The following is an 18,652-nucleotide window of genomic DNA, read 5'->3' as shown; positions in this document are numbered from 1 at the left end:
ACGTATTGGCAACGGCCTACGCGTCTTTTCTCGAACCATTCGCGTGACGGCATGCACAGCTTTAACGAATGGGTCGGTGGCCTGTTTTTTGCTGTGGCACCCTACGGTTCATGCCGTAGATACTGCTACATCTATACTCTGTCTTGTTTTGACTCACGTCTCGCAAACACCCAATCATGCAAATTCTTAAGCGGTTGCTGCGCTGGATCCTCGTCCTGGCCTTCACGGGTTTGCTGCTGGGCGTTGCCGCGATCGGCGTGGCCTACTGGCTTATTTCCCCCCGTTTGCCCTCGGTGGCCGTCCTCAAGGATTACCACATGCAGGTGCCGCTCAGGGTGCTATCGGCAGATGGCAAGCTGATTGCGAGCTTCGGCGAAACCCGCCGCATCCCTGTGGCTATCGGCGAGGTGCCGGACCGGCTGAAGCACGCCGTGCTGGCCGCCGAGGACGCCGGCTTCTACCAGCACCCCGGCGTGGACTGGCACGGCATCGCCCGCGCCGGCTGGCACGTGGTGGTGTCCGGCGGCGACAAGGGGCCGGGCGGTTCCACCATTACCCAGCAGGTGGCCCGCAACTTCTTCCTGAGCCCGGAAAAGCTCTATTCCCGCAAGCTGACCGAGATCTTCATCGCCCTGCGCATGGAGAGCGAGCTGACCAAGGACCAGATCCTGGAGCTCTACATCAACAAGATGTTCCTGGGCCACCGCTCCTACGGCGTGGCCGCGGCGGCCTCGTACTACTACGGCAAGACCCTGGACCAGCTGACCGTGGCCGAATGCGCCACCATCGCCTCCACCTTCCAGCTGCCGTCGCTGGTGAACCCGCTGAACAGCCCCAAGCGCATGATTTCACGGCGAAACTGGGTGCTGGGCCAGATGCTGGAGAACCGCTACATCTCCAAGGCCGAGTACGAGCAGGCCATCGCCGAACCGAACAATGCCTCGCCGCATGAGCCGCCGATCGAGGTGGATGCCCCTTACCTGGCCGAAATGGTGCGCCTGCAGGTGCTCGACCGCCTGGGCAACGACGCCCTGACCGAGGGCTACGTGGTCAAGACCACGGTCGACAGCAAGCGCCAGCAGGCCTCCGTGGACGCCGTGCGCAGCGGCCTGGTGGAGTACGACCACCGCCACGGCTGGCGGGGCCCCGAGGCCCACCAGGAGCTCGGCGCCGACGCCGGCACGGACGAACTGGAGCGTGCACTGGCGGGCTACACCGACATTTCCGGCATGCAGCCGGGCATCGTCACCCAGGTCTCGGCCACCGAGGCCAGCGTCTACCTGGCCAGCCGCGACCAGGTGAAACTCGACCTGGAGGCGATGAGCTGGGCGCGCCCCCGCATCGACGACACCCGCGTCGGCGCCACCCCCAAGAGCGTGTCCACCGTGCTCAAGCGCGGCGACATCATCCGCCTGTCCCGCGACGAGAAGGGCCAGTGGCAGCTCACCCAGATCCCGTCGGCCCAGGCCGCCCTGGTCTCGATCAGCCCCGAGGACGGCTCCCTGCAGTCCCTGGTGGGCGGCTTCAACTTCCTGCGCAGCAAGTTCAACCGCGCCGTGATGGCGGCCCGCCAGCCGGGCTCCAGCTTCAAGCCGTTCATCTACTCGGCGGCCTTCGAACGCGGTTTCACGCCGGCTTCCATCGTCAACGACGCCCCGCTGGCCCTGCCCGACCCGTCGCGCCCGGGCGGCCTCTGGACGCCGTCCAACGACGACGACAAGTTCGACGGACCGATTCCGCTGCGTGAGGCTCTGGTGCAGTCCAAGAACCTGGTCTCGGTGCGCCTGCTGGACGCCATCGGCGTGCGTTATGCGCGCGACTATGTGACCCGCTTCGGCTTCGCCCTGGACTCCCTGCCCAGCAACCTCTCCATGGCGCTGGGCACCGCTTCGGTGTCGCCGATGAGCATGGCGCGTGGCTATGCCGTCTTTGCCAACGGCGGCTACCTGGTCACGCCCTACTTCATCAGCGAGATCGACGACCGCGACGGCAAGCCCGTGTACCAGGCCAACCCCGCCCGGGCCTGTCGTACCTGCGCCGAGCGCCTGCTGGATACCCGCCCGCCGGGCCCGCCGCCGCCGGCCGGCGCCTCGGCAGCGCCCACCAATGCGGTAGCCGCCGCCAGCTCCACCGGCACGCCAGCCACGACCGGCAGCGTGGCCGGCGTGGGCGACGCCGTACTCCCGGCCGACGCCCATGGCGACGGTGCCCATCCGCCCGTGCTGGCCCCCCAGGTCATCGACGTGCGCAACGACTACCTGATCACCTCGCTGATGCAGGACGTGATCAAGCGTGGCACTGGCTCGGCCGCCATGGCCCTGGGCCGCACCGACCTGGCCGGCAAGACCGGCTCCACCAACGATCACCGCGACGCCTGGTTTGCAGGCTTCAATGGCAGCCTGGTGACCACGGTGTGGGTCGGCTTCGACGATTTCGGCTCGCTCGGCAAGGGCGAGTTCGGCGCCAAGGCGGCGCTGCCGATCTGGATGTCCTACATGGGCAGCGCCCTGAAGGACACTCCTGCGGAGCTGCTGCCGATGCCGCCGGGCATCTCCACCGTGCAGATCAATGGTCGATCCGAAATAATGAAGGTCGAAGATGTGGACCGCATGAAGCAGCAGGCCAACCAGGAACAGGAGGATCAGGATCAGCAGCACGCCTACGACATCTTCTAATCGTCGGCAGAGCGGATCGGTTCCCAACGCCGCGCTGCCGCCTGCGCTCGCCACCGCGAGCGCCAGATTGCCGGAGGAATGAGGCATGGCACGAGGTCAGCACCATCGCATCCACGCGCAGGATCGTCTTCAGCGCAATCGTCTGCGTGTCGCCCAGGAGGCGGCACGACTGATGAGCGAACACGGCATCCGCGATTTCCACCACGCCAAGATCAAGGCCGCCGAGCGGCTCGGCATCCTCGATGCGCAGGCTCTGCCGCGCAACAATGAGATCGAAGACGCGTTGCGCGAACACCAGCGCATTTTCCAGGCCGACTCCCAACCCCAGCTGCTGCAGACGCGCCGCGAGGCCGCCGTGGAGGCCATGCGCTTCCTCGACCGCTTCGACCCGCGCCTGGTCGGCGCCGTACTCGAAGGCACGGCCGATGCCCATTCGGCTGTCTGCCTGCACGTGTTCAGCGATACACCGGAAAGCGTCGTTCTGTTCCTTGAGGAACGCGGCATCCCGCTGACCCAGCAGACACGCCGCCTGCGTGTCACTCGCGACGAGCAGGAGGAATACCCCGTACTGCTGTTCGCCGCCGACGGTCTGCCCTTCGACATCACCGTACTGCCACACGATGCGTTGAAGCAGGCGCCGCTGGATCGCATCGACGAGAAGCCCATGCGCCGCGCCTCCATCACGGCCGTGGAGGAGCTGCTCGCCACCGCCGGCAATGACGACGAGTTCGAGCGCATGCTGTCGTCCGCACTACGCTGACGACATTCCGGTATCGGCAACGCAAAAAGCCCGGCCTGATGCCGGGCTTTTTCATCAGTGCGTCAGCGTTTCCATGGTCCGCGTGATCACCTCGAACTTGTCATTCCCCTCAAATGCCTTGCACGAGGGGGCGTAAACACGCTCCTTCTCACCGACTTTCAAAAAGTGCACAACCTCGCAGTCGCACCGAAGCCGTGCCTTCAGTGCCTGTGTGCGCTTGCTCCTGAGCTCGGCAACCCAGCAACTGTCCGCACAACCGCAGCCGCTGTAGATCAGCATTTCCCCCGGATACGGCCATGGCTGGGATTCCTTCCAGATACCTGCCATCACCATTCCAGGCGCCACCAGGACAAGGATGAGTGAAGCCACCCTCCATCGAATGCCGGACATCGCTGCACCTCCTGCCGCGCGGGCATAAAAAAACGCCCCGGAAACCGGGGCGCTTTTCAGCTTGCCATAGGGTCAAGCTCGACGTCTGTCAGCTCAACGCTTGTCGCTCGACACGTAATTGCGCACGTCGGCACCGGTGTAGATCTGGCGCGGACGGCCGATGCGTGCTCCCGGGGTTTCGTGCTGTTCGATCCAGTGCGCGATCCAGCCCGAGGTGCGGGCGATGGCGAACATCACCGTGAACATCTCGGTCGGGATACCCAGCGCCTTGTAGATGATGCCCGAGTAGAAGTCGACGTTCGGGTAGAGCTTGCGCTCGACGAAGTAGTCGTCCTTCAGCGCGGCTTCTTCCAGCTTCATGGCCACGTCGAGCAGCGGGTCGTTGACGCCCAGCTCGTTGAGCACCTTGTGGCACATCTCGCGGATGATCTTGGCGCGCGGATCGAAGTTCTTGTACACGCGGTGGCCGAAGCCCATCAGGCGGAAGTTGTCGTTCTTGTCCTTCGCGCGCTTGACGGCGGTCTCGACCTTGTCGGCGGTGCCGATCTCTTCGAGCATCTTCAGCACGGCTTCGTTGGCGCCACCGTGTGCCGGACCCCACAGCGCGGTGATGCCCGCGGCGATGGAAGCGTACGGGTTGGCACCGGTCGAGCCCACCAGGCGCACCGTCGAGGTGGAGGCGTTCTGCTCGTGGTCGGCATGCAGGATGAACAGCAGGTCCAGCGCCTTGGCGGCCACCGGGTTCATTTCCAGCGGCTCGCTCGGCACTTCGAACATCATGTGCAGGAAGCGGTTGACGTACTCGAGGTTGTTGCGCGGGTAGCGGAACGGCCAGCCGATGGAGTAGCGGTAGCAGGCAGCGGCAATCGTCGGCATCTTGGCGATCAGGCGGATCGCAGCCAGCTTGCGGTCTTCCGCGTTATCGACATCGATGTCGTCGTGGTAGAAGGCCGACAGCGACGCCACCGAGGCGGCCAGCATGGCCATCGGGTGCGCGTCGTGGTGGAAGCCCTTGAAGAAGTCCTTCAGGGACTCGTGCATCATCGTGTGATGCGTGATGTCGTGCTCGAACTTGGTGAACTGGGCCTGGGTCGGCAGTTCGCCGTTCAGCAGCAGGTACGAGGTCTCGAGGAAGTTGGACTTCTCGGCCAGCTGCTCGATCGGGTAGCCGCGGTACAGCAGGACGCCTTCGTCACCGTCGATGTAGGTGATGGCGCTCTTGGTGCTGGCGGTGCTGCCGTAGCCCGGGTCATAGGTGAAGTGGCCCGTGTCCTTGTACAACGTTCCGATGTCGATGCATGCGGGACCGAGCGTACCGCTCAGCAGGGGCAGTTCACTGCTGCGGTTGGTCGACTCATCCACCAACTTGACGATCTTGGAATCGGACACGGAAAACCTCCTTCACGAAATGTCATCGACGGCGTCTCGCCTTTGGGCGGTGGCCGACGAGGTAGGGTTGATGTCGCGGATGGGGAAAGGCTGCGACACCTCGCCGCCCATTATCACATATCGACTAGCCAACATGCCCTAGCGGATGGTCGGATGGCGAACGCAAAAAAGCACGGGGCGAGCCTAGGCTCGCCCCGTGCGATCAAGCATGCTTACGCCACGTGGCCGCGGCGTGACAGCTGATGCGTTCGCGCGATTACTTCTGCGCGTAGCGCTTGCGGAACTTGTCGACGCGACCGCCGGTGTCAAGCGTCTTCTGCTTGCCGGTGTAGAACGGATGGGAGTGGCTCGAGATATCCACCTTGATCAGCGGGTACTCGTTACCGTCTTCCCACTTGACGGTGTCCTTGGTGGCGATCGTCGAACGCGTCAGGAACGCGAAGTCCGACGACAGGTCCTGGAACACCACCGGGCGATAATTCGGATGGATATCGGGCTTCATGACTGACTCAAAGCGGTGGGTGAAAAGAGCGGCATTTTAACCACAACCCTCTCCCATTGGCAAGCCGGTCAGTGACTTGGACCGGAAAACCCCGCCCGGTCAGGCCCTTCAGGCTCCCAGTGCCCGCCGCACCATGGCTGCGAAACGGGCCTGGTCGACCTCCATGACGATGCGTGCATTGGCCGGCTGGCCCAGTCGGGCGGTCCAGTCCACCACCGTCGCGCCGCGCGTCAGGCGACCGTCCATTTCCACCGCCACATGGCGCTCTTCCGCGCGCGTCACGATGGCCGGATCGATCGCCACCGCCATGGCCAGCGCATCGGCGGCAATCACGCCGCGACGCCCGCGCTTGGCATTGAACGCACGCGCCGTGCCGAACACCTGCTCGAAGAACACCGCGCGCTTGTCGCCGGCAGCGATCCAGCCGTTGAATTCCTCGTCGTCAAAGGCGTGGCGCAGCACGACTTCCCAGTCGACCAGATCGAACTTCGGGAAGGCCTCGAACACCACATGCGCCGCTTCGGGGTCGAAGCCGATGTTGAACTCGGCGGGGATCTTCCCCGTGTTGCCAAGCCCGGTGACAGCACCGCCCATGATGACCAGACGCTTCACGCGCTGCGGCAGGGTGGGATCCAATCGCACGGCCAGCGCCAGATTGGTCAGCGGTCCCAGGGCCACCAGGGTGAGGTCCGGCTGCTCGCGCGTCAGGCGGATCAGCGCGTGCACCGCGTGTTCGGCGGCGGCAAGGCTGACCGGCTCCGCAAAGCCGATATCGCCCAGGCCATCGCTGCCGTGCACGTGCATGGCATCTTCCTCGGGCAGGCGCACGAGCGGCGTCGGGCAACCGGGAAACACAGGCGTCGGCTTCGCCACCAGATCCACCAACGTGCGCGCGTTGCGAACCGTGTGACCGAGTCCGACGTTGCCGGCCGCAATCGTCAGGCCGAGCACGTCGGCGTGCGCGTGGGCCATCAGGATGGCGAGCGCGTCATCCACGCCCGGGTCGGTGTCGATCAACAATTGCAGCTGGCTCATGGCGATCTTTCGTTTGGGGGATTGGTTAGCTTAGGGCCTTGCACGGTGCGCGCAAAGCCTGGCCGGGATGGCGCCAAGCATGCGCCTGCCCGATGAAGCGGCGTTTACGCGTGTGCGTAGCGGGCCGCCGCGCCGATCCAGCGCGTGATGAGCAGCTCGGCCTGGCGCGGGTGCTGCTCCAACAGGAGCGCGCCCACTTCCTGCACGGCGGGCAGAAGATGGGCATCCCTTGCGAGGTCGGCAATGCGGAAGCTCAGCTGGCCGGTCTGCCGCGTGCCAAGCACCTCACCGGGGCCGCGCAGTTCGAGGTCCTTTTCGGCAATGCGGAAGCCGTCATTGGTCTCGCGCATCACCTGCAGGCGTTCGCGCGCCAGCTGGCCGAGCGGCGGCTGATACAGCAGCACGCAGTTGGAGGCGATTGCGCCGCGCCCCACTCGCCCGCGCAGCTGGTGCAGCTGCGCCAGACCCAGGCGCTCGCTGTTCTCGATCACCATCAGGCTGGCATTGGGTACATCCACGCCCACCTCGATGACGGTAGTGGCCACCAGCACGGACAGCTGGCCGGCCTTGAAAGCATCCATCACGGCCTGCTTTTCCTTGGGCTTCATGCGCCCATGGATAAGACCGATACGGCAATCGGTCAGCGCCGCGGAAAGCTCGGCATGGGCCACTTCGGCGGCCTGGGCGCGCAACTGCTCGGACTCTTCGATCAACGTGCACACCCAGTACGCCTGGCGCCCTTCCTGGCAGGCGGCATGGATGCGCTCGATCACATCGAAGCGGCGGGCATTGGAGATCGCGATGGTCTGCACCGGCGTGCGCCCGGGCGGCAACTCGTCGATGGCGGACACATCCAGGTCCGCGTAGGCACTCATCGCCAGCGTGCGCGGGATCGGCGTGGCCGTCAGCACCAGCTGGTGCGGCACCAGGCCCGTGTCGTGATCGGCCCCCTTGTCACGCAGGGACAGTCGCTGCTGCACGCCAAAGCGATGCTGCTCGTCCACGATGACCAGGCCCAGCTGCGCAAACGACACGCCCTCCTGCATCAAGGCATGCGTGCCGATGACGACGTGCGCGCCGGACGCCACCCGCTGCAATGCCTGCTGGCGCGCCTTGCCCGCCACCTTGCCGGCCAGCCACGCCACTTCGATGCCCAGCGGGGTCAACCAATGCCGGAAGTGATGCAGATGCTGTTCGGCCAGCAATTCGGTGGGCGCCATCAGCGCCACCTGCTGGCCCGATTCCACGGCGGCCAGGGCGGCAAGCGCGGCAACGATGGTCTTGCCGCTGCCGACATCACCCTGCACCAGCCGCAGCATGGGGCTGGGCTCGGCGATATCCCGGGCGATTTCCGCGCTGACGCGCTGCTGCGCACCGGTAAGACCGAAGGGCAGGCTCGCCAGCAGCCGCTGGCGCAACTCGCCGGTACCAGCGAGCCGCGGCGCGTGACGACGACGCACCGCCGCGCGCATGCGCTTGAGGCTCAGGTGCTGCGTCAGCAGTTCTTCGAAAGCCAGTCGCTGCTGGGCAGGGTGACGGCCGGTGGTGAGTTGCCCCAGGTGGGCATCCGGTGGCGGACGGTGCACGTAGAGCAAGGCTTCGCGCAACGAGGTCAGCCCGTGCGCGACGCAAAGCTCGGTCGGCATCAGTTCGAGCTGCGCATCCGCCGGCAACAGCGCCAAAGCCTTGGCGATCACGCCAGCGAGGCGCTTCTGGCCCAGCCCTTCCGTGGTCGGGTAGACAGGCGTGAGCAGATCGTCCACGGTCGCCGGCTCATCGCCACTCAGGCGCTGGTATTGCGGGTGCACCATCTCCAGCCCCTGCGCCGCCTGCCGCACTTCGCCGTAGCAGAGCAGGCGCGTACCGGGCTTGAGCTGCTCCGACTGGTTGCGATTGAAATGGAAGAAGCGCAGCACCAGGGTCTGGTGCGAGTCGTCGGTCATGACGACTTTCAACTGGGGTCGATAGCGAAAACCGCGCTCGACGGCCTCAATGACGCCTTCGACCTGCGCGCGCTCACCAGGACGCAGGTCGGCGATCGCGGTAACGCGCGTGCGGTCTTCGTAACGCAGCGGCAGGTGGAACCACAGATCCTGCACACGCTCCAGCCCCAACCGCGAAAGCGTCTCCGCCAAGGCAGGGCCGACACCCGGCAACGCCGATACCGGCGTGGCGCCGGGATCGGAAAGAATGGTGGCGGCGTTGGCGCGAGAGGGCGGCATCGATGAAGCCTGACCGGGCGAGCCGTCCAGCCGCGGCCGGCCGCGCAGGCCGGTCAGCGGCATGGAGCCCCGGGCTCGCTCAGTCGAGCACCATGATGGCGTCGACTTCGATGGCCGCGAGCTTGGGCAGCGCGGACACTTCGATGGTCGAGCGCGCCGGGAACGGTGCGGTGAAGTACTCGGACATAATCTCGTTGACCGTGGCGAAGTGACCGAGGTTGGTCACGTAAATGCCGATGCGCACGATCTTCTCCAGGGAGCCACCGGCCGCCTCGGCCACCGCCTTGAGGTTCAGGAACACCTGGCGCGCCTGCAGCGCGATATCGCCATCGATCATGTTGCCGGTGGACGGACACAGCGGGATCTGGCCCGAGAAATACACCGTGTTGCCGGCGCGCACGGCCTGCGAGTACGGACCAATGGCGGCCGGTGCCTTGTCGGTGGTGATGATGCTGCGGGACATGGGAGAGCCTCGTGGTTGCCTGAGGCCCACAGTCTAAAACCAGAAGTGAGTGAAGAGGAGTGAGTAGTGAGAGAGAGAGCCGGCTAGCCTTCTCTTACTTCTCACTCCTCTTCACTCACTTCTCGCCCTAAAGCGGGTAGCGGTAGGCACCGCTGACCACGCCGGTGCGGCGCACGCGGCGGATCACGTCGGCCAGGTGCTTGCGGTTCTTCACTTCCAGCGCAAAGAGCAGCGTGGCCGCCGCGGCGTCGCGCTCGACGTATTCCACGTTCTCGATGTTCGAGTTCGCCGCTGCAATGGCCGCGGCCACGGTGGCGAGCACGCCGGGGCGATTGATGACTTCGATGCGCAGCTCGGCACGGTAATCGCCCTGCACGTCGCGGTCCCACTCGATGGCCACGCAACGCTCAGGCGACTTGCGCAGCTCCACCACATTCGGGCATTCGACGCGATGAACGACGATGCCCTTGCCGGAAGAGAGGTAACCGATGATCTCGTCGCCCGGCAGCGGATGACAGCAATTGCTGAAGCTGAGCACGCCGCGCTCCGCACCGGTGATGCGGATCTTCTCCATCGCGTGCGGCGACTGCTGCACCTCGGTGGATTTCTTGCCGCGCGCAGCCACCAGTTGGCTGGCCACCAGATGCGGCACGCGGTTGCCCAGCGCGATATCCGACAGCAGCTCTTCCAATCGCTTGAGCTTGGACGTTTCCAGGAAACGATCCAGCACGGCCGGCGGAATCGCATCAAGGCTGGTGCCCAGGGCATCGAGCGCGCGATCGAGCATGCGGTGGCCGAAGTCCACGGCGTCCTCGTGCTGCAGGTGCTTCAGGTACTGGCGAATGGCGGTGCGCGCCTTGCCGGTGACTACCGACTCCAGCCAGGCAGGATTGGGCAGCGCCGACGGCGCGGTGATGATTTCCACCAGCTGGCCCGATTCCAGGCGCGTGCGCAACGGCACCAGCTTCTTGTCCACGCGGGCAGCCACGGCATGGTCGCCCACGTCCGTGTGCACGGCATAGGCGAAGTCCAGCGCGGTGGCGTTGCGCGGCAACGCGAGGATGTCGCCGCGCGGGGTGAACAGATAGACCTCGTCCGGGAACAGGTCGATCTTGACGTTCTCGATGAACTCGGACGACGAAACGGTATGAGCCTGGCTGTCCGCCAGCGACGACAGCCATTCACGGGCACGCGCCTGCGCGCTGTTGGCCGGGCCGGAATCGGTCTTGTAGGCCCAGTGCGCAGCCACGCCGCGCTCGGCCACTGAATCCATTTCCGCCGTGCGGATCTGCACTTCGATGGGCGCGCCGAACGGCCCCAGCAGCACGGTGTGCAGCGACTGGTAGCCGTTGGCCTTGGGAATGGCGATGAAATCCTTGAAACGGCGATCCACCGGCTTGTAGAGACCGTGCACGGCGCCCAGCGCCATGTAGCAGCTCATGGCCGAGTCGACCACGACGCGGAAGCCGTAGACATCCATCAGCTGCGCAAAGCTCTTGTGCTCGTTGCGCATCTTCGAATAGATGCTCCACGCGGACTTGATCCGCCCCACCACCCTGGCGGTGATGTGGTCGGCCGTCAGGCGCGTGGAAAGCGCCGCCTCGATCTTGCCCATGGCTTCGCGGCGATTGCCCAGCGCGGCGCGGATGCGCTCGCTGATCACGCGGTAGCGATCGGGATACAGCGCGCGGAAGCCCAGGTCCTGCAGCTCCGCCTTGAACTTGTTCATGCCCAGGCGCTGTGCGATGGGCGCGTAGATCTCCAGCGTCTCGCGCGCGATGCGGCGGCGCGACGGGGCATCCTTGGCGCCCAGCGTGCGCATGTTGTGCAGGCGATCGGCCAGCTTGATCAGGATCACGCGCAGGTCGCGCGCCATGGCCAGGAGCATCTTGCGGAAGCTTTCGGCATCCGCCTCCTGCCGGCTGGAGAAGCGCATCTTGTCCAGCTTGGTGACGCCGTCGACCAGCTCGGCCACGGTTTCGCCAAATTCGCCGGCGAGCTCCGTGCGGCTCAGCGCCGTGTCTTCCAGCGTGTCGTGCAGGATCGCCGCGATGATGGTCTCGGCGTCCATGCCCAGCTCGGCCAGGATGCCGGCCACGGCTACGGGATGCGTGATGTATGGCTCACCGCTCTTGCGGGCCTGGCCTTCGTGGGCCACGGCGCCGACTTCGTAGGCGCGGATCACGCGGGCCACCTGCGGTTCGGGCAGGTAGGCCACGCGCTCCTTCAGAGCCAGCACATACGGGGGCAGCGTCGACGTATCCGGGGAAGAGGAGTCCGTGACGGCAGGCATGAATGTCCGGTCCCCGCTCAGGCGACCGCCTCGCGACGTTTGAGTGGCGCGAGGGTGGCGGCATGAAGCCCGCAGCGCAAAGCGCCGGACAAGCCGGCGCCAGGGCCTTGCTGGCTACAGCCACCGCCATCCATCAGTCGTCTCCGCCCTTGGAGAGGTCGTCGTCCACTTCGGCGGCGGCCCACTCCAGCGCTTCGCGCTCGGCGCGCTCACGCTCGGCCTTGTCGATCTCGTCGATGGTGGCCTGGTCGATGCGGCGATCGGCGATTTCGCGCAGGGCGAGCACCGTCGGCTTGTCATGATCGGGATTGACTGCCGGCTCGGCACCCTTGGCGAGCTGGCGGGCGCGCTTGGTCGCCATCAGCACCAGTTCGAAGCGGTTGTCGACTACCTGCAGGCAGTCTTCGACGGTAATGCGGGCCATTACTGAAATCCTTAGAGAATAAAGCGACTTATCACCTGTCAGTGTAGCCAGCGGCGGCTTTGCTGGCAATGCAGCAAGGCTTAAGATGCGCGGTTCATGCGGCCTGCAGCCGGCCCTCATAGACTTATGGGGGTCTGTACATAATAAAAAACCCAACAGTACAATATTCTACTCCCTTCAGCCCCTTGGGACCGTCGCCTTCATGCCGTCCGCACTCCGTTCACTTGTCATGCGCAGCCTGCCCCTGGCGGCCATTGCGCTGCTTGCCGGCTGCACGATCGCCAAGCCCCGTACGGACGATCCGTACGAAAAGATGAATCGCAAGGTCTACGCCTTCAACGATTCGCTGGACAAGGCGGTGATCCGCCCGGTGGCTGTGGGATACCGCAAGGTAACCAACCCGACCGTCCGCCGTTGCATGGCGGACTTCTTCACCAACATCCACATGCCGATCTCGGTGGCGAACGACCTGCTTCAGGCACGACCGAAGCAGGCGCTGCAGGGCAGCGGACGCTTCCTGGTCAACCTGACGCTGGGCATTGGCGGCTTCTTCGACCCGGCCAGCCAGCTGGGCATCCCGCTCAACGAAACCGATTTCGGTGTCACCCTTGCTCGCTGGGGTGTGCCGGATGGCCCCTACCTGGTGCTCCCGCTGTTCGGCCCCACCACGGGCCGCGACTTCTGGCGCGTGCCGGTGGACGGCTATTTCTTCGACCCGATCAGCTACTTCACGCGGAACAACCACTACGAGTACGGCCAGCAGTATCTGCCTGAGCTGATGTACCTGGTGACCCTGCGTTCCAGCGCCATCGATGCGGAAAGCTTCCTCAATTCCGCCTACGACCCGTACGCCTTCATCCGCGACGCCTACCGCCAGCAGCGCATCTACCAGATCTACGACGGCAACCCGCCGGAGGAAGTGATCGAGCAGCTGCAGGGCCTGCACGACAAGAGCTTCGACCCCGACCAGCTACTGGACGAGCAGCAGAAGTGGGAGAACAAGGAACAGAAGCCGCAGGCAACCGACAACAGCCAGCAGCCGGCGCCGAAGAAGGACTGACACGTCCTTCCCGGCAATGAAAAAGGGGCCTCACGGCCCCTTTTTCATGTCCACCCGACCCACCTGGACTCAGGCCATCAAGCCCTCGACCTCGCAAACACTGGCCAGCAGGTGCATGCCTTCGGGCACGTGGCTCACGCTGAGCTTGCGCCCACGTCCCGCCGACTGCGCTAGTACCGCCAGCACGCAAGCCAGGCCGGCGCTGTCGCTGCGGGTCACGCCCGAGAGATCCAGTACCGAGCGGCCGTCGCGCGACACGGCCGCGTCGATGGCCGTCAGCGCTGCCGCGGCATTGCCGAAGGTCAGCTCGCCAGACACGCGCACACTGCCCGGCGTGGCCTCGTCGATGCGCACGTTGGCGGTGGATTCACTCACTGCTTGGCGCCCGGCTGCCCCGAGGATTCCTTTTCCATTTCCTTCAGCGCCTGGTCGCCCTGGGTTTCCAGGTTGCTGGTCAGCTTGTCGATGCCGACCTTGCGGATCTCGGCGTCCACCTGGTTGCGGTAGTTGGTGATGTACGAGATGCCCTCGATGATCACGTCATAGGCCTTCCAGGTGCCGTTCTTGTCCTTGCGGAACGCGTAATCGACGGCCACGGTCTTGCCGTCATCCATCACCACCTGGCTGCGCACGATGGTGCGCTTGTCGTTGAGGTCGCCCGAGAACGGCAACACCTTCACGCGGCCCTTGGTGTAGTCCAGCAGGCCTTCCGCGTAGCGGTGCGTGATGGAGTTGTAGAACGCCTTGGCAAAGCGCGAGCGCTGCTCGGGGGTGGCCTCGCGGGCATGCTGGCCCAGCACCAGGATCGACGCGTAGTCGATGTCGAAGTGCGGCAGGAAGGCGCTGTCGATCACGCCGATCAGCTTTTCGCGGTTGTTCTTCAGTTCCTGCTGGTGGCCGTCGATCGCCCGGGCGAGATCGTCGGACACCGCCTGCACCACCTGCACCGGCGTCTGTTGCGCGGCCGCGCCCTGGGCGGCGTCCTGCGCAAATACGGGGGCGGCGATCACGCTACCGAAAGCGATGGCGGTGGCAATGGCCAGACTGCGCAACATGGGGAAACTCCTGGGGAATACGTCGTTGGAATATCGGTACGGGATGCGCCGGTTCAATGCTTGCCGCTGTCGGTCTTGCCGGCATCAGCCGGCTTCTTGTCAGAGGACGAGCCACTGACGAGGAACTTGCCGATCAGGTCTTCGATCTGCATGGCCGACTGGGTCAGCACCATCTCATCGCCGTTCTTGAGCATGTCCGGCGAGCCGCCGGGCTGGACGGCAACGTACTGGGTGCCGATCAAACCACTGGTGAACACCGCCGCGGCGGAATCATCCGGGATCTGGTCGTAGCGCTTGTCGATGGCCAGGGTGACTTCGGCGTCCAGTTTCACCGGATCGGCCTTCACTGCCTGCACGCTGCCGATGGCCACGCCGGCCATCTTCACCGGAGCGCCGACGGAAAGTGCGCCCACGTTGGTGAACCGGGCCTTGACGTAATAACTGCCGGACAGGTTGTCCGCCACGCCGCCAGCACCGAAGAACTTGCCGAGCATTTCCTCCAGCTGCTGGGCCGGACGCGTCAGCGCCAGCGTGCCGCCCTCGGCCAGCGTCTTCTTGGAGCTGCCGTACTGCAGGCCCACGTACTGGTCGCCCAGCAGGCCACTGGTGAAGATGGTGGCGACGGAGTCGTCCGGGATCTGGTCGTAGCGCTTGTCGATGGCCAGCTTCACATCGGCCGTCTCCTTGCCCGGATCGAGCACGATCGACTGGACCTGGCCCACGCGAACACCCGCCACCTTCACCGGCGCGCGCTCCTTGAGCTGGCCGATGTTGGCGAAGTGCGCTTCGACGGCATAGCTCGGGCCACGACTGGTGTTGGCCACCGAAGTGGTCTGCGTCGCAAGGTAACCCAGCGCGGCAAAACCAAGCACGATGAACAGGCCGGTGCCGACGGCATAGGATTGTCTCTGGCTCACGGCACGATCCTCATGGAAAAGTGGGTAGTTACGGTCATGGATGCGCTCACGTCAGGCACTCACATCAAGAAGGCGGTGAGCACGAAGTCCAGCGCCAGGATGGCGATGGACGAGGCAACGACGGTACGCGTGGTGGCGTAAGCCACGCCCTCGCTGGTCGGCGGCGTGGTGTAGCCCTGGAACACGGCGATCAGCGACACCACGATGCCGAACACGACGCTCTTCCAGATCACGCCGTTGACCACATCCTTCACCACCTCGACGGTGGCGGTCATGTTCGACCAGAAGGTGCCGTTATCGATGCCCAGCCAGGTCACGCCCACCAGGTGGCCGCCAAAGATGCCCAGCGCGCAGAACACGCAGGTCAGCAGGGGCATGGCGATCACGCCAGCGAGGAAGCGCGGCGCCACCACGTAGGCAATCGGGTCGACCGCCATCATCTCCATCGCGGCGATCTGGTCGGTCGCACGCATCAGGCCGATTTCGGCCGTGACCGACGTGCCAGCGCGGCCGGCAAACAGCAGCGCCGTCACTACCGGCCCCAGCTCGCGATAGATGGCGATGGCCACCACCGTGCCGGTGGCCGAGGTACCGCCGAAGATCGACAGGACGTCATACAGCTGCAGGCCCAGCACCATGCCCACGAACAGGCCGCAGACCATGATGATGATCAGGCTCATCGCGCCGACGAACCACAGCTGGCGCACCGTCTCGCGCCAGTGGCGCAGGCTGCGCGGCACGGCCGAAAGAATGCGCAGCAGGAACAACCCGCAATCGCCGATCTGCGACAGCGAACGCACCACGATATTTTCGGAACCTGACGTCGCGCTCATGCGCCCTTCCCTGGAAAACCAAGCGCCGCGCCCAGATCGCCGGCCGGATACTGGAACGGCACCGGGCCGTCGGCCTCGCCACCGAAGAACTGGCGCGTCCACGGCGAACCATCATCGGCAATGGTCTTGGGATCGCCCTGTGCCACCACCTTGCCGTTGGCGATCAGATAGATGTGATCGGCCACTTGTTTGATCGCCTCAAGCTCGTGCGCCACCAGCACACTGGTGATGCCCAGCGTCTGGTTGAGCGTGCGGATCAGCTTCAGCACCTGGTTCAGCGCGATGGGATCGAGGCCAACGAAAGGTTCGTCGTACAGGATCAGCATGGGATCGAACACGATGGCGCGCGCCAACGCCACGCGACGCGCCATGCCGCCCGACAGTTCCGTCGGCATCAGGTCCGCCGCACCGCGCAGGCCCACGGCCTGCAGCTTGGTAAGCACGATGTTGCGGATCAGCACTTCCGGCAGCGCTGTGTGCTGGCGCAGCGGAAACGCCACGTTCTCGAACACGTCGAAGTCGGTGAGCAGCGCGGAATTCTGGAACAGGTAACCGATGCGCTCGCGCAGCTCGAACAGCTTGTCACGCGACAGGGTCGGCACGTTCTTGCCGTCCACCCAGACCTCGCCCTTGTCGCCGCGCATCTGCCCGGTGATGTGCTTCAGCAGAGTGGTCTTGCCGGTGCCGCTGGGTCCCATGATCGCGGTGATCTTGCCGCGCGGGATGTCCATGTCCAGCGCATCGAAGACTTTCTTGCCATTGAGCACCGTGGTCAGGCCACGGACGCGCACCAGGGCGCTGTCGTCTGGCTTGGCGCTAACGGAGTCGATCATGGGCGGGAGAGGTCCGGGGAAAAGCGCCAAATTAGCTGAATAGGGGGACGAAGGCCATGAGCCCCCTCTCAGGACGCTCAGGAATGGCTAATAAAACAAGACCTTGGCGACCTCTGACAGTTCCCCTGTAGGAGCGCACTTGTGCGCGACCGCGGACTGACGGCACTCCTCTGTGACAGGCGGGAGCCGGGCGCGCCCCTATCCCGTAATCGGCCGGTCGCGCACAAGTGCGCTCCTACAGAGTGGAGCAGCCCATCAGGCCAGCAACTCCTGGATCAGCGCCTCGTGACGCTTCCACGGCAGCTCCGAGCGCTCGCGCACCGCGCGCACGATGGCCTGCAGGTCGCCGAGCGCCTCATCGAAGTTGTCGTTGACGATGATGAAGTCGAACTCGTGCGCATGGGCAATTTCTTCGCGCGAGTTGTGCAGGCGGCGAGCGATCACCTCGGCGCTGTCCGACCCGCGACCGCGCAGGCGGCGCTCCAGCTCGGCGCGCGACGGCGGCAGGATGAACACGCTTACGCAGTCCGGCTTGCTCTTGCGGATCTGCCGCGCGCCCTGCCAGTCGATTTCCAGCAAGACGTCGCGCCCGGAGGCGAGCAGCGTATCCACCGTGTTGCGCGACGTGCCGTAGAGGTTGCCATGCACTTCGGCATGTTCGAGGAAGATGCCCTCGGCAATCTCCTGCTCGAACGCCTCGCGCTCCACGAAGAAGTAGTGCCGGCCGTACAGCTCGCCCGGCCGCGGCGGGCGGGTGGTGTGCGAGATCGACAGCGAGATCGCCGGCTCCCGCTCCAGCAGCGCATTGACCAGCGTGGACTTGCCCGCACCCGAAGGCGCAGCCACCACGAACAGGGTGCAGGTCGCGCTTTCGGCGGGAGGCGTGGTCGTGTTCATTCGATGTTCTGCACCTGTTCGCGCATCTGCTCGATCAGCACCTTCAGGTCCACCGCCGCATTGGTGCTGCGCACGTCGACGGCCTTGGAGCCGAGCGTGTTCGCTTCGCGGTTGAATTCCTGCATGAGGAAATCGAGGCGGCGACCGACCGGCTCCTTCGTATTGAGCACGCGGCGCGTTTCGGCGATGTGCGTGGCCAGGCGGTCGAGTTCCTCGTCGACATCGCTGCGCGTGATCTGCAGCACCAGCTCTTGCTCCAGGCGACCCGGGTCGGCCGGCTGCTTGAGGTCGGCCAGGCGCGATTCCAGGCGCGTGCGCAGCCCTTCGCGGATCTGCGGCATGAAGCCGCGCACATCGGCCACGATGCGCTCGATGGCATCCAGTCGCTCCCTCAGCAGCTCGGCCAGCTTGGCGCCTTCGCGTTCGCGGGTGGCGGTAAGTGCCTCGAGTGCGCGGTCGAGCACCTCCAGCAGGGCAGCCTGCAGCACGTCCGGATCCACATCCGACTGCTGCAGCACGCCCGGAAAGCGGAGCAGCTCCGTGAATTCGATATTCATGCGCGGGAAACGCGCTTCCAGGTCCTGCGCCAGCTCGGACAGGCGCGCCAGGGCGATGGCGTTGACCTGCAGCGATTCAGCCCGTGCCTCGCCACGCAGGCGCACGGTGACATCCACCTTGCCGCGCGACAGGCGAGCGGCGATGCGTTCGCGCAGGGCCGGCTCGAACACCCGCAATTCGTCGGGCAGGCGCGGGCTCAGCTCCAGGTAGCGATGGTTGACCGTGCGCAATTCGCAGGCCAGCGTGCCAGCCGGGCCCGTGGTCTCGGCGGAGGCATAAGCCGTCATGCTGCGGGTCATGGGAAACCTTGGAATCGCCAGGAAAGGGCGCAATGGTAAACTTTCCT

The 18,652-nt window shown here is 65.2% G+C and carries 18 protein-coding genes; 3 read left to right on the top strand and 15 right to left on the bottom strand.

Features of this window, described 5'->3' with window-relative positions; translation table 11 throughout:
* Nucleotides 1-176: 176 nt before the first annotated feature.
* Nucleotides 177-2,675: a penicillin-binding protein 1A gene (locus H8F01_RS12725; RefSeq protein WP_187055480.1), complete on the top strand. Its 2,499-nt coding sequence runs from the start codon at nt 177-179 to the stop codon at nt 2,673-2,675.
* Nucleotides 2,676-2,760: 85 nt separating this feature from the next.
* On the top strand, nt 2,761-3,435 hold the full coding sequence (locus H8F01_RS12720) for a hypothetical protein (protein ID WP_187055479.1): 675 nt from the start codon (nt 2,761-2,763) through the stop codon (nt 3,433-3,435).
* Nucleotides 3,436-3,489: 54 nt separating this feature from the next.
* Here the strand turns inward: H8F01_RS12720 and H8F01_RS12715 are convergent, their stop codons facing one another.
* From H8F01_RS12715 to rpoZ, 8 genes are all read right to left on the bottom strand, one after another.
* Entirely contained in the window at nt 3,490-3,825 is a 336-nt protein-coding gene (locus H8F01_RS12715) for a hypothetical protein (protein WP_187055478.1), read from the bottom strand.
* Between the two features lie 93 nt (nt 3,826-3,918).
* Entirely contained in the window at nt 3,919-5,214 is a 1,296-nt protein-coding gene (locus H8F01_RS12710; protein ID WP_187055477.1) for a citrate synthase, read from the bottom strand.
* 256 nt (nt 5,215-5,470) lie between these two features.
* The gene (locus H8F01_RS12705; protein ID WP_187055476.1) at nt 5,471-5,716 is read right to left on the bottom strand and encodes a type B 50S ribosomal protein L31; all 246 of its coding nucleotides are present in this window, start codon (nt 5,714-5,716) and stop codon (nt 5,471-5,473) included.
* Between the two features lie 108 nt (nt 5,717-5,824).
* Entirely contained in the window at nt 5,825-6,751 is a 927-nt protein-coding gene (locus H8F01_RS12700; protein WP_187055475.1) for a nucleoside hydrolase, read from the bottom strand.
* A gap of 104 nt (nt 6,752-6,855) precedes the next feature.
* Nucleotides 6,856-8,973: an ATP-dependent DNA helicase RecG gene (gene recG, locus H8F01_RS12695; protein WP_187059278.1), complete on the bottom strand. Its 2,118-nt coding sequence runs from the start codon at nt 8,971-8,973 to the stop codon at nt 6,856-6,858.
* Nucleotides 8,974-9,052: 79 nt separating this feature from the next.
* Complete coding sequence (locus H8F01_RS12690) at nt 9,053-9,436, bottom strand: RidA family protein (protein ID WP_187055474.1); 384 nt, start codon at nt 9,434-9,436, stop codon at nt 9,053-9,055.
* A gap of 127 nt (nt 9,437-9,563) precedes the next feature.
* Nucleotides 9,564-11,729 carry a RelA/SpoT family protein gene (locus H8F01_RS12685; protein WP_187055473.1) on the bottom strand — a complete coding sequence of 722 codons (2,166 nt, stop codon included), beginning with the start codon at nt 11,727-11,729 and terminating at the stop codon, nt 9,564-9,566.
* A 133-nt stretch (nt 11,730-11,862) separates the two neighbouring features.
* Nucleotides 11,863-12,153: a DNA-directed RNA polymerase subunit omega gene (rpoZ, locus tag H8F01_RS12680; RefSeq protein WP_114238931.1), complete on the bottom strand. Its 291-nt coding sequence runs from the start codon at nt 12,151-12,153 to the stop codon at nt 11,863-11,865.
* A 202-nt stretch (nt 12,154-12,355) separates the two neighbouring features.
* Between rpoZ and H8F01_RS12675 the strand changes: the two genes are divergently transcribed.
* The gene (locus tag H8F01_RS12675) at nt 12,356-13,213 is read left to right on the top strand and encodes an MlaA family lipoprotein (protein WP_187055472.1); all 858 of its coding nucleotides are present in this window, start codon (nt 12,356-12,358) and stop codon (nt 13,211-13,213) included.
* A 69-nt stretch (nt 13,214-13,282) separates the two neighbouring features.
* On the opposite strand, the gene H8F01_RS12670 is transcribed toward H8F01_RS12675, so the two are convergent.
* The 7 genes from H8F01_RS12670 to H8F01_RS12640 form a co-directional block, all read right to left on the bottom strand.
* Nucleotides 13,283-13,588 carry an STAS domain-containing protein gene (locus tag H8F01_RS12670; RefSeq protein ID WP_187055471.1) on the bottom strand — a complete coding sequence of 102 codons (306 nt, stop codon included), beginning with the start codon at nt 13,586-13,588 and terminating at the stop codon, nt 13,283-13,285.
* Nucleotides 13,585-14,268 carry an MlaC/ttg2D family ABC transporter substrate-binding protein gene (locus tag H8F01_RS12665; RefSeq protein WP_187055470.1) on the bottom strand — a complete coding sequence of 228 codons (684 nt, stop codon included), beginning with the start codon at nt 14,266-14,268 and terminating at the stop codon, nt 13,585-13,587. The genes H8F01_RS12670 and H8F01_RS12665 overlap by 4 nt, the downstream gene beginning before the upstream one ends.
* Before the next feature lie 53 nt (nt 14,269-14,321).
* Complete coding sequence (gene mlaD, locus H8F01_RS12660) at nt 14,322-15,185, bottom strand: outer membrane lipid asymmetry maintenance protein MlaD (protein WP_187055469.1); 864 nt, start codon at nt 15,183-15,185, stop codon at nt 14,322-14,324.
* A gap of 59 nt (nt 15,186-15,244) precedes the next feature.
* Complete coding sequence (gene mlaE, locus H8F01_RS12655) at nt 15,245-16,018, bottom strand: lipid asymmetry maintenance ABC transporter permease subunit MlaE (RefSeq protein WP_187055468.1); 774 nt, start codon at nt 16,016-16,018, stop codon at nt 15,245-15,247.
* Nucleotides 16,015-16,851, bottom strand: coding sequence for an ABC transporter ATP-binding protein (locus H8F01_RS12650; RefSeq protein ID WP_187055467.1), 837 nt, complete (start codon nt 16,849-16,851; stop codon nt 16,015-16,017). The genes mlaE and H8F01_RS12650 overlap by 4 nt, the downstream gene beginning before the upstream one ends.
* 255 nt (nt 16,852-17,106) lie before the next feature.
* On the bottom strand, nt 17,107-17,748 hold the full coding sequence (gene gmk, locus H8F01_RS12645) for a guanylate kinase (RefSeq protein ID WP_187055466.1): 642 nt from the start codon (nt 17,746-17,748) through the stop codon (nt 17,107-17,109).
* The gene (locus H8F01_RS12640; protein ID WP_187055465.1) at nt 17,745-18,605 is read right to left on the bottom strand and encodes a YicC/YloC family endoribonuclease; all 861 of its coding nucleotides are present in this window, start codon (nt 18,603-18,605) and stop codon (nt 17,745-17,747) included. Before H8F01_RS12640 ends, gmk begins: the two co-directional genes overlap by 4 nt.
* Nucleotides 18,606-18,652 lie beyond the last annotated feature (47 nt).

It is taken from the genome of Dyella telluris (assembly GCF_014297575.1).
Classification (GTDB): Bacteria; Pseudomonadota; Gammaproteobacteria; order Xanthomonadales; family Rhodanobacteraceae; genus Dyella; species Dyella telluris.
Note: the sequence above shows the minus strand (reverse complement) of the source record. Positions and strands in the feature narration are given on the sequence as shown.

Coding starts and splice junctions, on each gene's coding strand:
- H8F01_RS12715 (WP_187055478.1), bottom strand. CDS start 3,825: ATGTCCGGCATTCGATGGAGGGTGGCTTCACTCATCCTTGTCCTGGTG.
- H8F01_RS12690 (WP_187055474.1), bottom strand. CDS start 9,436: ATGTCCCGCAGCATCATCACCACCGACAAGGCACCGGCCGCCATTGGT.
- H8F01_RS12675 (WP_187055472.1), top strand. CDS start 12,356: ATGCCGTCCGCACTCCGTTCACTTGTCATGCGCAGCCTGCCCCTGGCG.
- rpoZ (WP_114238931.1), bottom strand. CDS start 12,153: ATGGCCCGCATTACCGTCGAAGACTGCCTGCAGGTAGTCGACAACCGC.
- H8F01_RS12725 (WP_187055480.1), top strand. CDS start 177: ATGCAAATTCTTAAGCGGTTGCTGCGCTGGATCCTCGTCCTGGCCTTC.
- gmk (WP_187055466.1), bottom strand. CDS start 17,748: ATGAACACGACCACGCCTCCCGCCGAAAGCGCGACCTGCACCCTGTTC.
- H8F01_RS12705 (WP_187055476.1), bottom strand. CDS start 5,716: ATGAAGCCCGATATCCATCCGAATTATCGCCCGGTGGTGTTCCAGGAC.
- H8F01_RS12685 (WP_187055473.1), bottom strand. CDS start 11,729: ATGCCTGCCGTCACGGACTCCTCTTCCCCGGATACGTCGACGCTGCCC.
- mlaE (WP_187055468.1), bottom strand. CDS start 16,018: ATGAGCGCGACGTCAGGTTCCGAAAATATCGTGGTGCGTTCGCTGTCG.
- H8F01_RS12640 (WP_187055465.1), bottom strand. CDS start 18,605: ATGACCCGCAGCATGACGGCTTATGCCTCCGCCGAGACCACGGGCCCG.
- H8F01_RS12700 (WP_187055475.1), bottom strand. CDS start 6,751: ATGAGCCAGCTGCAATTGTTGATCGACACCGACCCGGGCGTGGATGAC.
- H8F01_RS12650 (WP_187055467.1), bottom strand. CDS start 16,851: ATGATCGACTCCGTTAGCGCCAAGCCAGACGACAGCGCCCTGGTGCGC.
- recG (WP_187059278.1), bottom strand. CDS start 8,973: ATGCCGCCCTCTCGCGCCAACGCCGCCACCATTCTTTCCGATCCCGGC.
- H8F01_RS12665 (WP_187055470.1), bottom strand. CDS start 14,268: ATGTTGCGCAGTCTGGCCATTGCCACCGCCATCGCTTTCGGTAGCGTG.
- H8F01_RS12720 (WP_187055479.1), top strand. CDS start 2,761: ATGGCACGAGGTCAGCACCATCGCATCCACGCGCAGGATCGTCTTCAG.